The sequence below is a fragment of the Duncaniella sp. B8 genome (genome assembly GCF_005304985.1).
Classification (GTDB): domain Bacteria; phylum Bacteroidota; class Bacteroidia; order Bacteroidales; family Muribaculaceae; genus Duncaniella; species Duncaniella muris.
The window spans coordinates 1,646,955-1,662,443 of sequence record NZ_CP040121.1 but is presented as its reverse complement, the minus strand read 5'-3'; the positions used below and the strand labels follow the sequence as shown (position 1 = coordinate 1,662,443).

11 protein-coding genes and 1 pseudogene are annotated in these 15,489 nt (G+C 51.7%); 6 read left to right on the top strand and 6 right to left on the bottom strand.

Annotation, left to right across the window (positions count from 1 at the left end; all coding sequences use genetic code 11):
• Positions 1 to 73: 73 nt before the first annotated feature.
• Complete coding sequence (locus FDZ78_RS07260; protein ID WP_124075675.1) at positions 74 to 622, top strand: hypothetical protein; 549 nt, start codon at positions 74 to 76, stop codon at positions 620 to 622.
• 876 nt (positions 623 to 1,498) lie between these two features.
• Here FDZ78_RS07260 and FDZ78_RS07255 read toward each other — a convergent pair.
• The 6 genes from FDZ78_RS07255 to FDZ78_RS07230 all read right to left on the bottom strand — a co-directional run bounded on the left by FDZ78_RS07255 (position 1,499) and on the right by FDZ78_RS07230 (position 7,723).
• A complete protein-coding gene (locus FDZ78_RS07255) occupies positions 1,499 to 3,187 on the bottom strand; it encodes an endonuclease (RefSeq protein WP_136408316.1) in 1,689 nt (562 codons plus the stop codon).
• A gap of 80 nt (positions 3,188 to 3,267) precedes the next feature.
• On the bottom strand, positions 3,268 to 4,365 hold the full coding sequence (locus FDZ78_RS07250) for an Mrp/NBP35 family ATP-binding protein (protein WP_123398971.1): 1,098 nt from the start codon (positions 4,363 to 4,365) through the stop codon (positions 3,268 to 3,270).
• Positions 4,366 to 4,475: 110 nt separating this feature from the next.
• Entirely contained in the window at positions 4,476 to 5,228 is a 753-nt protein-coding gene (gene trmB, locus FDZ78_RS07245) for a tRNA (guanosine(46)-N7)-methyltransferase TrmB (protein WP_107031057.1), read from the bottom strand.
• 11 nt (positions 5,229 to 5,239) lie between these two features.
• Positions 5,240 to 6,712, bottom strand: a complete 1,473-nt coding sequence (locus tag FDZ78_RS07240) for a leucine-rich repeat domain-containing protein (RefSeq protein ID WP_124075677.1) — start codon at positions 6,710 to 6,712, stop codon at positions 5,240 to 5,242.
• On the bottom strand, positions 6,709 to 7,140 hold the full coding sequence (locus FDZ78_RS07235) for a SufE family protein (protein ID WP_123398969.1): 432 nt from the start codon (positions 7,138 to 7,140) through the stop codon (positions 6,709 to 6,711). The genes FDZ78_RS07240 and FDZ78_RS07235 overlap by 4 nt, the downstream gene beginning before the upstream one ends.
• 127 nt (positions 7,141 to 7,267) lie before the next feature.
• The gene (locus FDZ78_RS07230; RefSeq protein ID WP_168181984.1) at positions 7,268 to 7,723 is read right to left on the bottom strand and encodes a PepSY-like domain-containing protein; all 456 of its coding nucleotides are present in this window, start codon (positions 7,721 to 7,723) and stop codon (positions 7,268 to 7,270) included.
• Positions 7,724 to 7,858: 135 nt separating this feature from the next.
• Here FDZ78_RS07230 and FDZ78_RS07225 point away from each other — a divergent pair.
• The 5 genes and pseudogenes from FDZ78_RS07225 to FDZ78_RS07205 all read left to right on the top strand — a co-directional run bounded on the left by FDZ78_RS07225 (position 7,859) and on the right by FDZ78_RS07205 (position 15,104).
• Positions 7,859 to 8,970 (top strand): annotated as a pseudogene (locus FDZ78_RS07225) (IS4 family transposase).
• A 136-nt stretch (positions 8,971 to 9,106) separates the two neighbouring features.
• The gene (gene purN, locus FDZ78_RS07220; protein WP_136409161.1) at positions 9,107 to 9,709 is read left to right on the top strand and encodes a phosphoribosylglycinamide formyltransferase; all 603 of its coding nucleotides are present in this window, start codon (positions 9,107 to 9,109) and stop codon (positions 9,707 to 9,709) included.
• The gene (locus tag FDZ78_RS07215) at positions 9,706 to 10,662 is read left to right on the top strand and encodes a D-2-hydroxyacid dehydrogenase (protein ID WP_136408314.1); all 957 of its coding nucleotides are present in this window, start codon (positions 9,706 to 9,708) and stop codon (positions 10,660 to 10,662) included. The genes purN and FDZ78_RS07215 overlap by 4 nt, the downstream gene beginning before the upstream one ends.
• Positions 10,663 to 11,536: 874 nt before the next feature.
• A complete protein-coding gene (locus FDZ78_RS07210; protein WP_136408313.1) occupies positions 11,537 to 12,340 on the top strand; it encodes a hypothetical protein in 804 nt (267 codons plus the stop codon).
• A 61-nt stretch (positions 12,341 to 12,401) separates the two neighbouring features.
• A complete protein-coding gene (locus tag FDZ78_RS07205) occupies positions 12,402 to 15,104 on the top strand; it encodes a leucine-rich repeat domain-containing protein (protein WP_136408312.1) in 2,703 nt (900 codons plus the stop codon).
• Positions 15,105 to 15,489 lie beyond the last annotated feature (385 nt).

The following is a 15,489-nucleotide window of genomic DNA, read 5'->3' as shown; positions in this document are numbered from 1 at the left end:
TTCTTTTTTAACAATCCAACTATGAAAATTGATTAATATGCAGTAATTTTGCATGAAAATCAACTCTTCAGCGATGACAGAATTCAACCGCTTCCAGCAGATCAAACGGAATTTCTTCGCCATGCGCAACGGTATAGTGGCCGACACCATCCGCCGCGGAGGCCTGCAATACAAAATGATTTTCGGCCTCAACCTTCCGCAGATTGCCGACATTGCCGCCACACTTCCACATAGCCGCGAACTGGCCGAGGAGCTGTGGGCCGACATCCGCACTCGCGAAAGCCGCCTGCTGAGTCCTATGGTCTATCCGCGCGAGGAGCTGACGCGCGAGCGCGCTGCCGAGATGCTCCGTGAGGCGCAGACAACCGAGGTGGCCGATATTCTCTGCCACCGCCTGCTGCGCCATCAGCCCTACGCGCTCGACCTTGCACTGGAAGCTGCAAGCGCCACTGACGAAATGCACCGCTACGGCGCCTTCCGCCTGATGAGCAATCTGGTCTACACCCATCCCAAGGAAATCAAGCCCTTTGCCGAGGCCGAACTCCCGGTAGCCACAGCACTCATCCTTCCCCTTTGCCTCAATCTCCTCCAGGAAATCGAATTCATGGAGGAAGAGCAATAAAGACCCCGCTCCCCAATATTTATTAACGATGACGGGGCATCACAACCTCTTACTCAGCTGTTGCCGACAGCCACGATTTTACATACTGCAAGGCGCGTTTCTGACACCAGGCCTATGTAAGAAAGCTGTTGTCAAAATCCATATCGAAAAGAACTTTTGCAAAGATTCAATACCGGGTCTCCGAAAGAGTGCGATAATGCGGAAACACACCATACCTGACGGTAAATCGGTGTCCTCGACCGGACACCATATGCAGGGGGGAATTGCAAACCCGTGACACCTGCGCGCTTTGCGCTGCGGTGTCACGGGCTACGAGTAAATCTGCGTCCTCCGGACGCCCATCCGGTCTCAACACGCGCTACGTGACCAGGACAGATACGCAGTGCAACGACGAACCCTACAAGGCGGATTCCGAAGGGGCCGTGGAAGGCGGGGTCCGGACGGCTATGCGATCGGCGGACATCCGACAAGTTCCAGAGGGGCTGCTGACGGAGGGGGCCGGACAGCTATGCAATCGGCAAGCATCCGACAAGGTTCGGAGGGACTACGGTTAGCGGGTGTCCGGCAGGACACCGATTTAATAGTAGCCCTCGACACCGCAGCGCAATGCGCGTAGGTGTCGGGGGAAAAAGACATTCATTCAAATATGGTGTCCGGTCGAGGACACCGATTTACCACCCCGGATGGCCCCGCAGACCACGGGTATCCGCAAGACGACCTCTGAATCCGCTGACACCTTTTCCGGGATTTGCAGCTGATCATTGATTTCGAAACATGCGTTTTATAAACAAAATCCGGTCCACGGCAAGGGCTGTCTGTTGCAGTCTTTGCTGTGGACCGGATTTATATGTCGGGGGGCGGGCCGGGCCGCGCGGTTTATCTTGCTATGATGCGGACGGCGGCGGGATGCTGGGCGCTGCGGACAAGATAGATGCCATAGGGGAGTGTGATCTCATGGCCGTCAGTGATCTCGGAGATGCTCATGACAAGACGTCCGGTCATGTCATAGATGCAGACATCGGTGTGGACTCCGGCGCAACGGAAACGCACACAGCCGGGATAGCTTTCAACCGAGAAGGGATTGTCGGTCTCCACGTTGGAGATGCCTGACTGGCTGACAAACTTGGTTTCGGATGGTTCGGAGAGATAGCCCAGGCGGCTGCTCTGCACATAATAGGCTTCGGAAACCGAGGGATCATAGTCGTCGATAACGGCATAGTTCTCGTCGCACTCGATCTTCTCCTCGACCATATTTCCATTGATGGTGCGTATGCGTGTCAGCAGATAGTAGTCAACCACTTCAGGAGCTTCTGACCAAGAGGCCTTGTAGGAGGTCGCCGTGATGTCTGACGGATCATAGGCGGTCAGACGGCTGAGGGTCGGGACTTCGAGTGCCTGGCCGAGAAGATTGACGGTGGTGGTGCCGACGGTGCCGCCGTCATAGATGGAGATCTTGGCACTGTGCTCGCCTACTGCGGTGGGCTTATATGAAACCTGGAGCTGATAGCCTCCGGCTGCATTGATGAGCGAGGCCGAGATGCTGGCGGAGAGCTTGGGACTCTGTGCGGCAGGATCGAGGGTGAACATGTTGCGGTCGGTGCCTGAGATGCGGAGCGACACGTTGCCGGAAAGGCTCTCGCCTTTGAGATAGAGGAGAGCTGTGGTGGTGCTGCCTACGGCCACTTCGGCAAAGTCAAGGGCGGTGTTGTTGACCGGATTGATCAGAATCGGGTCGCCTCCCGGCTCCGAAGAGCTGCCCGGCTCGAAAGACTCGCCGAACTTGTTGCCCCAGATATACTCGGCAAGGTCAGGAAAGTCAATGAAGGGGTTGCGGTTGTTCTGATAGCTGTAGACAACTTCGTTACGGTCGGTCTCTTTCTGGTCAACAGGGTCGGCGCGATGCCACTTGAGCAGCAGATCGACGGCCCAGGGCGCAAGAGTCGGATAGGTGTTATGCTGAAGCATCCATGTGCTGTTCCAGGTCAGATTCTGATAGCAGGTCACCACGTAGAAATAGGCGCGGGCGAAATCACCTTTGTATTCGTCAGCCGGCTCGAACACATATTGCGCGCCACCTCCCTGGCCTGACACCGGATAGCCGATACGGCTGACACCGTTGTCAAACTTCGGGTTGCTGCCTGTCACGCCAAGCGGATAGTTGCTCTTGGCCTGGTTGGCAGGTCCGTCAGCGGGATAGAGATGGTTCAGGTCAATGTAGGCCGGGGTGTATTCCACACTGCCGTTCTGCTTCCACCAGCTTTTAGGGAAAGCATGCTCGCGGTTCAGGCCGGAAAAACTCGGCGCATAGCGCTTTACGTTGGAATACATGTCCCACCATTGTTTCGATGAAGGATAGACGTCTGTCTTCTGGAAGTACTGGGGCAGGTTGCTGTAGCTCGAAACCGTGGTGTGAGGGTTGATCACCTGAAAGACCGCAGTCTTAAGCTCGGCTCCTGACTTTCCCTTAAGGCTCGAATAGTAGCCTGCGGGAATTGCTGCGCTCCCGGCGAGCCACGAACCGGCTCCTATGGCCACAAGCACAAACTGGCGTAGGAAATTTCTCATAAATGGCAATAGTGTTGAGTTGACGTGAGAGGATATTGTTTTTCCGGCGGCTCGGTAAAGCCGCCGGGATTTTGTGATGATCAGTGCTTGAGTTCCACCTTGTGGGTAGGCGGCAGTTCGCGGTTGCGCTCGGCCACTGCGTCAGACACCTCACGGGCAAGATGGGCGAAGGCCTGGGCTGTCACGCTGCCGTCAAGAGCTATCGGTGTGCCGTTGTCGCCGCAGTCGGCTATAGAAGCCACGAGTGGGATCTGAGCGAGCAGGCGCACTCCGAGTTTTTCGGCCAGACGCACTCCTCCTTCACGGCCGAAGATGTAGTAGCGCTCGTCAGGATGCTCTGCGGGTGTGAACCAGGCCATGTTCTCGACCAGTCCGAGGATAGGCACATTGACCTTGTCTTCACGGAACATGGCTATGCCCTTGCGGGCATCGGCGAGAGCCACTTCCTGCGGGGTGGTGACTACTACTACTCCGGTGATGGGCAGAGTCTGCACGAGGGTCAGATGGATATCGCTTGTGCCGGGAGGCATGTCGATCAGGAAATAGTCGAGGTCGCCCCAGTCGGCATCGGTTATAAGCTGCTTGAGCGCGTTGGAGGCCATCGAGCCGCGCCAGAGCACTGCTTTTTCCTTGTCTACCACAAATCCGATAGAAAGGAGCTTGACGCCGTAGCGTTCCTGCGGGATGATGAGCTGACGGCCGTCGACTTCGTGGATGTAGAGCTGCTCGTCTTCAATTCCGAACATCTTCGGCATAGAGGGCCCGAATATGTCGGCGTCAAGCAGACCCACCTTGTAGCCTTCCTGGGCGAGGGCCACGGCAAGGTTTGAGGCTACGGTCGACTTGCCTACTCCGCCCTTGCCTGAGGAGACACCTATGATGTTTTTGACTCCGGGAAGCACAGGGGCATCTTTGGGAGCCGCCGGCTGGCGCGAGGCCACGTTTACGGTCACTTTGACTTCAGGAGATATGTAAGTGTGGATAGCTGTTTCGGCAGCCTTGGCCATTGACTTGATGAAGGGGTCGGTAGGCTTGTCGAAAACCAGTGAGAAGCTGACGCTGTCACCGTCGATGCGGATGTCATCCTCGACCATTCCGGCCTCGACAAGGTTCTTGCCGTTACCGGGATAGCGCACGGTCTGGAGAGCATCGGTAATCAGTGCAGGATAAAGTTGCATGATGAATTTGGATCAGATTGTTTTACGGCAGGATAAAATAGCCTGTGATGAATTCTATTTGATATTGAAAGTGTATTGTAAGTGATCAACAACCGAAGGGATCTTTCGGTTCAGAAGCCCTGGAGAGTTCCGCGCCCGAACGAGCGGTAGGTGTCAGGCTCGATGTCGACTTCAGGCTCTGAGAGGCTCACTCCGGCTGCGGGCAGGGGCCAGGCGATGTATTTGCTGGGGATGCCGCGGCCAAGCCACTGCTGCTCGTAGTAGGTGCGGATCGGGGGCACAAGTTCGTTGCAGGGAGAGTTGTAGAGATCGTCGGTGGAGTGGAGCGGAGTGATCGAATTGTGCGAGAGCATCGCCGAGGTGTAGGCATAGAGGAAGGGGCTGTCGGTCTTGAGATGGACCGTGGCTCCGGGAGCCATCACCTGACGATAGATGTCGAGGAAATGAGTGCCGGTCAGACGCTTGTTTACCTTCTTCATCTGCGGGTCCGGAAAGGTGATCCAGATTTCCGACACTTCGCCCGGAGCGAAGAAGCGCGGAAGCAGATGGATCGAAGTGCGAAGGAAGGCCACATTCTTCAGTCCGAGCTGATCGACCTCCTTGGCCCCGGTCCACATGCGGGCGCCTTTGATGTCAATGCCGATGAAGTTCTTTTCAGGGTAAAGCTTGCCCATCCCTACGGCATATTCCCCTTTGCCGCATCCGAGTTCAAGCACTATCGGATTCGAATTGCCGAACACCTCCCGGCCCCACCGGCCGCGCAGAGGGCAGTCACCCTGCTCTTCAAGCACCGACTGAGGATACTGATAGACGCATCCGAGCGTCTCCATCTCAGCGAATTTCTTTAATTTGTTTTTTCCCATAAAGGGGCTGATTATAATTTGATATTGACAAGTTTGATTCCGGTCTCGACTCCGGAGTGCAGGCGGAGTGCCACGATGTATATGCGCCCGACAGGCAGGCCGGTGGCCGTCTCTAATGCCGTAGAGCCATTGGCCCCTATCCCGAACACTGCGCGGCCGTCCGTGTCATAGACTGTCACGGCGGAGATTTTCTCTGATGACTTCACCGTGAGCACCGAGTTTTCAAGTTTCGCGTCAATAACCGCAGCCGCCTGGTCGTCGATGGCCGGAACGCGGTCAAGGGTCGACTCGTCAGGAGTCCTGATCATGAATTCCTTCCACTGGGGTGCGGCGGCGAATTCCGCTTCAAGTCCGGGGGCAACTGTAAGAATGGCTTCCGACTGATTAACCCCGGCCCAGACATCCGCACCTAAAATCGGCACTTCGGAATGCTTGTCGACCATCAGGGTCTGCAGAGAACTCCAGCCTTCAAAAACACCCGTCCCGATTTCGCGTAGTGACGAGGGGAGTGAAAGTCCGGTGATGCCGTCAATTCCGGTCAGAGAATACTCGCCGAGGCTCCTCACTCCGTCATGGAGTGATATATCTTCAAGCGCCGAGGCTCCGGCAAGCGCCATAGCCGGCAAGTCATTGAGAGCCTCCGGAAGAGCGAATGTACGCAGTGACTGACAGCCGAACAGCACACCGTCGCCTATATAGACGACTCCTGAGGGGAGCACAAGTTCTTCCAGCGATGCACAAGCGGCAAAAGCCCTGCGCCCTATGGACCGCAGAGCCGTGCAGGCCGAAAGATCAAGGGTCTGCAGGTCTGTGGCCCCGAATGCCTCATCGCCTATGGCTGTCAGGGCCGGATCGGGAGAAGTGAAAGTCAGAGCCGACAGCTTCCGACAACCCGAAAACGCCTTTTCGCCGATCTCTACAAGTCGGCTCCCGCCAGCCTCGACCGATGCAAGTGACACGCAGCCTCTGAAAGCACACGGACCGATGATTTCCACACTCGCGCCAAGGCTGACATGACGCAAAGCCTCGCAGGCAGCGAATGCCCCTTGACCGATCAGCCTGACTGACGCCGGCAGTGTCAGACCTGTAACCGCCGAACCGAGCAGCGCACCGTCACAGATCTCAGAAATGCCTTCGGGCAGCACAAGGGTCTGAGCCGTCAGCCCAGACAGCGAATAGGCCGGAAGCACACCTCCGGGAAACTCCCGCAGGCCATTGGCAAGCCCCTTTTCGAGGCTGCAAGGCTCTATGGTCAGTCCGCTCAGATCAAGTATGCGGAGTTCACGGCAGTTGTCGGCAATCCACGCCAGATCGGCGGCATTGGCCGAACCACGCAGGGTCAGCGAAGCCTCGGTCCGTCCCACAAGTTCTCCGCAGGCAATCTCACCAGAAAGCACATCAAGAGTCACCCCGCCACACAGAGCAGGGAAAAACACCGATGCCACAGCAAGCATTGCCCTTATGAAAAATCGGAGACCACTCACTTCATCTGCTGTTTGGCCTGAAAAGCAAGCGCATAGAGACGCATCTGCTTCACCATTGCGAGCAGACCGTTGGAGCGGGTAGGCGAAAGATGCTCCGACAGACCTATATCATCGATGAAATGCAGGTCGGCCTTGAGAATATCGTCAGGGGTCTGATTGTCGAGCACCTGGATCAGCAGAGAGATGATGCCCTTGACAATGATAGCATCGGAATCGGCCGTATAGTGCACGCGCCCGTCAGGCGTAAGATCGGCATTGAGCCACACACGGCTCTGACAGCCCTCTATCAGATGGTCGGGCGTCTTGTAAGCCTCGTTGATTTCCGGCAGATTGTTGCCGAGATCTATGATCATTCCATAGCGGTCCATCCAGTCCTCCACATCAGAGAACTCCTCCACTATATCATTCTGAATCTGGTCTATAGTCATGATATTATGAATATTAAAGACATTAGCCTGCAAATTTACAAAAATCCCGGCGTTTTAAACAAAAAATCGGATCGCTATTCAGGCACAGCGATCCGATTTTTAATGATTTTTCTTATAGTAAAGCCGTTCAGTTGTCTACCCTCACGAAATTACCGTTCTGGTCAAACTGCAGTTCGATCTGGTTTGTCAGCTCCACTTCATAGCCGCGTCTGTCACGCGAGATCTCGTTGATACCTGCATCGGTATAATTCGCGGCCACATAGTCGCGGATCGGCTGCGGGATGAAACCGTCGTTAGTGATAGCTATGTTCATCGGGCCGTCTACATCAGTCCATTCTCCCTCAGCATCGAATTCAACGCTGAAACCGCTTGCAAGCGTCACATCATATTCCGTGCGGCTATTGCTGCCCTCGCGTGTCACCTTGACAGGCTTGTCGCCCGGAAAATAAGTTTCTACAAACGCCTTTGACACCGCAGGAAGCGACTCGTAGTCCAGCGGACGGTCCTTGTCGTCATCGTCAGAACAGCTCCATGTCATCGCAGCGACAATTCCGATCACAAACAGAGTTAAAAATTTTCTCATAAAAATATAGGATTTTAGTAGATTAGATGACAAAAATTGAATTTTGTCGGTTATGTTATTTATTTTTAATTGGTTATTTCTTGCAAAAGTCCCTGAGAAATTAGTAACTTTAAAGAAAAGTTTGACCGCTTTTCCATGAAAGTTAAAACAACTCCCGGAGACTGCGACAAAGTTAATCAAATCGTCCCGATTATGCAAGAGCATCTTGGCCCGGTAATGAACTTGGCTCGCATAAAATTGCTTGCGTTTGTTCTTCACGCTCTTTGTATTGTACTGACGGTCAGCCTCCACAAGATAGCATCGGCAATGCCTACGGGCGTTGAGCGTGATTCCAATTTGCGGCGTCTCCAGAGATTCCTTGCCGGATATGCTCTCAACCTTGACCTTATCGCCAAAGTGATACCTGCACTTCTGCCAGTCAAGACAGGACTGGTTCTGAGTCTCGACCGTACCAACTGGAAATTCGGCGAGGTCAACATCAATATCCTTATGCTTGGAGTGACATACAAGGGTGTTGCATTCCTACTGCTTTTTACCATGCTCGACAAACGCGGAAACTCCAATTGGAAAGAACGCGCACAACTGATTGACAGATTTATACGCTGTTCGGTGTCGAGTGCATCGATTCTTTGGTCGCAGACCGCGAGTTTGTCGGAAAGCAGTGGGTCGAGTATCTCAACAACAGACATATACGGTACTACCTGCGAATCAAGCAGAACTTCTGGCTGCGCAATCCCAAATCCTCCGAGGCTGTCAAAGCATGGCATCTGTTTCACGGCCTCAAGCTCGGACAGGAACGTGTCTACGACAAACTGTTTCTCCTCAAAGGCGAATATGTATACATCGCCGGAGCATTGTTGAAAAACTCCGATAGTGTGCCTGAACTGCAAATCCTGATCTGCTACAACCGCCTTGAAGATGCCGTAGCGACTTACAGACAGCGTTGGCAGATTGAGACATGCTTTCGCGCCATGAAGTCCTCCGGATTCAACACCGAGGACACACACCTGCACGACATCGACCGCATCGCAAGGCTTGTCGCGATGGTCTGCATGGCATTGGTATAGGCGTATCTCGTTGGTGAACATAAGGATATGAATGTTAAAGCTATCAGAATATTGAAACACGGCAAGAGAGCCAAATCGCTGGTAAAGTATGGCCTGGAAGAAATTGCAAACGTACTGCTCAGACCTCTCTACAAGCCGAAATTCGATATTTTCAAATTTTTGTCATGTACTCAAATATAAGATATAAATGCTATTTATTTTTTAACACCCAGCCATCCGAAAAAGTTCACAGCCGGGGAGATCAGGCTGCATTTCACGCTTGGAGCTATTGCAAAAGCTTCGTATATTTGCAGGCATGAACCGCAACTCCGAATCCATGAAAACATCATCGAATCCGGCGGGCCGGATCGCCGTGTTCGCCTCAGGCAACGGATCAAATGCCGAAAACATAATCAGATATTTCCGCGAGGCCGACCGCGGGGCCCAGGTGGCGCTGGTGGTCTCCAACAAGGCTGAGGCGGGTGTGATCGGCCGTGCCGAAAGTCTCGGCGTGGAAACATGCGTCCTTCCGCCCGACCGTCTCAGAGATCCTGACACCATATTGCCACTGCTGGAAGCCCGCGGGGTCGATCTGATTGTGCTCGCTGGCTTTCTGCTGATGGTGCCGCCGTTTCTGATAGCCCGCTACCCCGGACGCATCATCAACATCCATCCGTCGCTGCTCCCTGCCTACGGCGGCAAGGGCATGTATGGGCGCAGGGTCCATGAAGCCGTGGTCGAGGCCGGCGAAAGCCGCACAGGCATCACCGTCCACTTCGTCAGCGAGAAGTATGACGACGGACGGATAATAGCACAGATCCCCGTAGAGATCAGCCCCTCGGACTCGGCTGCCGATGTGGAAAGCAAAATCCACCGGCTCGAAAAAGAGCACTTCCCGCGCATCATCCACGAGACTTTCTATAATAATAAAGAACAATGAAAATTACAGTCCTCGACGGCTACGGCATGAATCCCGGCGACATGTCGTGGAGCCCGCTTGAACAGCTCGGTCAGTTCACTGTCTATGACCGCACGGCACCATCTGAAATCCTCAGCCGCGCCGCCGGATCGGAAGCCCTGCTGACAAACAAGACCGTGCTGACAGCCGAAATACTCCGCTCTCTTCCCGATCTGAAATATATAGGCGTACTCGCCACCGGCTACAACGTGGTCGACATCCCCGCCGCCCGCGAGCTCGGCATCGTGGTCACAAACATACCCGCCTACAGCACCGACTCCGTAGCCCAGATGGTCTTCGCCCACCTGCTCGCCATCACCGTCAGAGCCGAACACTACACCGCCGAAAACCGCCGCGGCCGCTGGAGCGAATGCCCCGATTTCTGCTACTGGGACAGCCCGCTCCACGAACTCGCCGGAAAGACATTCGGCATAGTCGGGCTGGGCAACATCGGCCAGGCCGTCAGCCGCATAGCCCTCGCATTCGGAATGAAGGTCAAGGCCTACACATCGAAAAGCCCCGACAGCCTCCCCGCAGGAGTCAGCAAAGCCGGCCTCGACGAGCTCTTCGCCACCTCCGACATCGTCTCGCTCCACTGTCCGCTGACCGACAGCACCCGCCACATGGTCGACGCCAAGCGCCTCGCCGGCATGAAACCCACGGCCATACTCATCAACACCGGCCGCGGACCGCTGATCGACGAACACGCTCTTGCCGAAGCCCTTGACTCAGGCCGCATCCACGCCGCCGGGCTCGACGTGCTCTCCACCGAGCCGCCGGCCGCCGACAACCCTCTGCTCAAAGCCCGCAACTGCTTCATCACCCCCCACCTCGGCTGGGCTACCATAGAAGCCCGCGAACGCCTCATGCAGATCGCCGCCGACAACCTCCGGGGCTTCATTGCCGGTGACATCCGCAACAATGTGGCCCGATAGAGCGGCAACACCCGTCCAGGCAACAATCCCTCCCCCGGCCATCATTCTCGAAAAAATCGACCCGGTGTCGGCTCCGCACTTTGTGCGTGGCCGGCTCCGGGCTTTCTCATATCAGAGATCGTTTTAACACGCTGATTCAGAAAAAAAGACTCAAAAAAACAGCCACATTTTTGGAGCAGTAAAAAAATGAGTTTAACTTTGCATTTACAAATTTTGGATTTATTCTACAATAATTGGCTAAAACGATTTTTCGTGGATTTTACTCGTAAGTCTATTTTGTCGGTTCTGTAATGTAAATCAGATATTTGCACATTAAACCCTACGCCGTTGCCGGCAATGAGGCTTTAGAATGAGCCTTTATTCCGGAGGATGAGGTGGGTTTATGTGTTGCCATCCCTCCCATAGCCGGAGCAATGGCAACGTTATCGGCTTGCCACTAAGCTTGCCAAGACATATTAGTAAAAAGCGTTATTGACGCTTGGTTTCTGACTATCTGAAACTTCGCAACTTTCAAAAATTCTGTCAGGCGACCTTGCAGCGATGATGCTCATGGGTATGTAATATCCTCATACTCCGCGACGGAGCATGCCGATTATATACATACGGCGTGGGGTCAGCGTTGCTCGTTTCGACAGAATAGGCAATGCGAAGGCCTCAGATAGTGAAGCGAGCAACAATCGGCTTCACGCTTTTTCCGTTTAATCATTGCCCGACCGGAAGCCATTGGGTTGTGTAATCAATGGAAAGTAAAATGCTGTCTGATTTCAAAAAATGGCTTCTTTCTAAGAGAGGTCTGACCACCGCGAAGAGCGCCGATTCTTATGTCAGCCGTTTGAAAAGGGCATTCCGGCTATGGAACAATCAATCCACTTTTATGACGCCGATCGAATCCAATCTAAACGTATTGGGTGTATTGTGCTGTACCAACGCCACCGCTTGTGAAAAAATATTCACAACGATTCTCGGATACATCGGCGCGGAATATGCCGCCGGCCGTTGGCTCTATGGCCCCGCAAATGATGTGGCAACAGCCGTAAGGACATTTCATGAATTCCTTCAGAGCCGTTGTGTTGCCCTGTCGGCCGACAGTAATGAAAAGGTGGAGGCTTCCTCACTCGCAAAAGAAGCGCAGGAGATTGAGCTTGCAGATGTGTTTTATCCGGTACAGCTGAATTTGGCCGGACGCGTAGCTTCACGCAACAGCAAAGACTGGCCGGCATCAAAGCTTTCAGGAATAATCGGCAAAACCGACGAGGGATCATGGATTGCCCGAACTGTAAAAAACATTATCGTATTGACCGATAAAGGCATCCACCATGTAGTCGACATCGCTGAATTCAGGGTTGGCAGTAACAATATTCTCATGGCTCGCCCAACCGTTTACGGCAACAACACATACGCCAAAGTATATAGCTACCATGCGAATGGCTCGATAGCGCCCTTTAAGGTACAAAGAAATGCCGATGGCAGCCTCGACCTTTCAAGCATTTCAATTGACCACTCCCCTGCAATTTCCATTGCCATAAAAAGCGGCCGCTTCCCCGAATTTCAGAAGCTCAACGAGGGTACAAAACCCAATGCCGAAAAACTTAAAACCGAATTCAACGCACTCAACAAAATGGTTACCTATATGCTGATGGAGCGAGGCCAAAACAGCGCCAAAGGGAACAAGTGGTAAGCCCCGGAAATACACAAAAGAGAGAACCGGCATATCAGTATCTCTGCCCCTGACCATATCCATGATCAGCGGCATCAGGCAAGAACAATATCAACATTATCAACAAAAAATCAATAAAATGAAAAGACTTTTACTACTCTTGTGTGGGTTAATGTCTTTGTTGATGTCCGTACACGCGGCGGATCAAGACGAGTTTACCTACACATACAAAGGACACACGCTAAATTACCTCGTCTTAAGCGAGTCAAAAAGAACATGCGCGGTTATCGGCTCTACTTCCGGGCCTGTTGGAGCGCTGGAATTGCCCGATTTTCCTGTTAAAAACGGTATCGAGTACACTCTTGTTGAAATAGCCGACTATGCTTTCTATTATTGCCGCGGACTTACATCGGTTGAAATACCGAATTCGGTAAAAACTATAGGTGACCGTGCTTTCTACATGTGCACCGGACTCACCTCCGTTGTTATCGGTAATTCGGTTATGAGTATCGGGTACGAAGCTTTCGCAGATTGTTCGTGGCTAAAAAAATCGGCGTACCCCGATAACATTCCCAATCCTTTTAGCACCGGCATAGCCTTTGCGTATTCTGCTCAAGGAACGACTATAGAGGACGGTGTCATTTTTGACCGCGCGAAAACTACCATCTACTTTGCACCTGTAACGCTATCGGGCGAATACACCATCCCGGAATCAGTAACATCTATCGACCAATACGCTTTCTACTACTGCACCAAACTTACCTCCGTAGTTATCGGTAATTCGGTTATGAGTATCGGGTACAGCGCTTTTGCAAATTGTTCGGGGCTAAAAAAATCGGCGTATCCCGATAACATTCCCAACCCATTTAGTAATTACGTCACCTCTATTGCGTATCCTGCTCAAGAAACGACTATAGAGGACGGCGTCATTTTTGACCGCGCGAAAACTACCATCTACTTTGCACCTGTAACGCTATCGGGCGAATACACCGTACCGAGTACGGTAAAAACAATCGCCGATGATGCTTTCTCATATTGCACCGAACTCACATCGGTTGAAATACCGAATTCGGTAAAAATTATAGGTGACGGTGCTTTCTTCGAATGCATAGGTCTCATCTCCGTTATTATAGGTAATTCAGTTGATGATATCGGGATCGGGGCTTTCAATGGTTGCACCGGCCTCACCTCTGTTGTTATCGGCAATTCGGTTAAGAGTATTGGAAACAGCGCTTTCGCATATTGTTCCGGACTCACATCGGTTGTAATACCGAATTCGGTACTAACTATAGGTGGGAGGGCTTTCTACAATTGTTCCGGTCTTACATCGGTTGTAATACCTAATTCAGTGCAAACTATCGATGAAATAGCTTTCTACAACTGTACCGGACTCACATCCGTTATTATAGGTAATTCAGTTAAGAGTATTGGGAACGACGCTTTCAGTGGTTGTACTGGGCTAAAAAAATCGGCGTACCCCGATAACATTCCCAATCCATTTAGCTCTGGCAAAGCCATTGCGTATCCTGCTCAAGAAACGACTATAGAGGACGGTGTCATTTTTGACCGGGCGAAAACTACCCTCTACTTTGCCCCTGCAACGCTATCGGGCGAATACACCGTACCGAGTACGGTAAAAACAATCGCCGATAATGCATTCTCATATTGCGAAGACATTACGTATGTACGCATGCCTGCTACTTTGTCAAGCATCGGCAAAAATGCATTTTTGGGCTGTAAACTTTATGACTTCACTATTCCAAACGCAATCAAGTCATTTGATATGGCACTATTATCGGGTAATCCCTTGAAATCGTTAACTGTTGGATCTGGTGTGACGCAGATTTCAGGCGCTGCCGATTTTTTGAGTGGCATCGAAAAGATTTTTTGGCTTGGGAACAATCCCCCTGAAGGATGTTATTCATTTAATACTATTACTGTTGTCAATTTTGTCTCTAACGACCAGTATGAATTCGGAAATCAAATTTTATATCCATTCTTAAGCTCGATGTTCGATGTTGAGGGAATCGTATATGTCCCTGTCAGCCCGTCTGAAAGAACCTGCAATGTCGTAGACTATTTCTATGCACCCTCTAATGCTGTATTCTCAGTTCCACCAACCGTTACAAATAAGGGAATTAAACTGAAAGTGATTGACGTAGGAGCGTACGCCTTCTACCACCACGACTATCTTACAGATATTACTTTGGATAACAACGGTGTCATAGACGACTATGCCTTCTATAACTGCATAAAATTGCAGTCGGTGACATTTGGAAACAATATCCCGGAAATCAAAAACCATACGTTTGAAAATTGTGAGGTTCTGAAAAAAGTAGAGAATTCGCCGGCTTTGATATCAATTGGTGAATGGGCATTCTCCGGTTGCGTTGGAATGGAATACTTTTCAGTCGGAGATAAAGCCACATCTTTTGGCGAAGAGGCATTCTCTGACTGCACCGGATTGACAGAATTCTACTCGTATGCAGCCACACCTCCTGTATGCGGCAAGCAGGCACTCGACGATATAATCAAATGGAACTGTAAGCTGTATGTACCCATAGGAAGTGAAAACCTGTACAAAGATGCACCTCAATGGAAAGATTTCTTCTTCAGAATTGGTATTGAATCAGGAATTGATACTATCTTTATCGACCCCCAAAATAATAATATCGAGATCTTTGATATTAACGGTATAAAGCTGACTACACGCCTGGAAGATCTCCCGGCAGGCATTTATATCGTCCGTCAGGGCAAAAATGTAAAGAAGATAGCCGTTAAGTAATTATCCCCGGCTCCAATCGATCTCCACTCTACGAACAATCAGCTGCGGCCCCCAAGGAGCCGCAGCTGATTTTAGAGGGTGTTTCATAACTCTTGTTATGAAACACCCTCTTAGTTCATACCCTTTCCGGTTATCCCGCTACATGGTTTAGCGGACAGTAAGAATATCACATAGATCTTCATTTGTCCTGACACACCTCCCCACAAGATGCATCACAGCCTTCGAAACATCCTGATGATTTCCTGACATATCGGATCTGATTTAGAGTTCGTTGTTTAAAAATTCTCAAACATAAAATTACTAAAGGGAAAAAAGAGTTGGGCTGTCGCGTGGCGCGAAGCTCAACTCTTTGGTATTCTTTTGGTTAATCCTTTTGTGCAGGCTT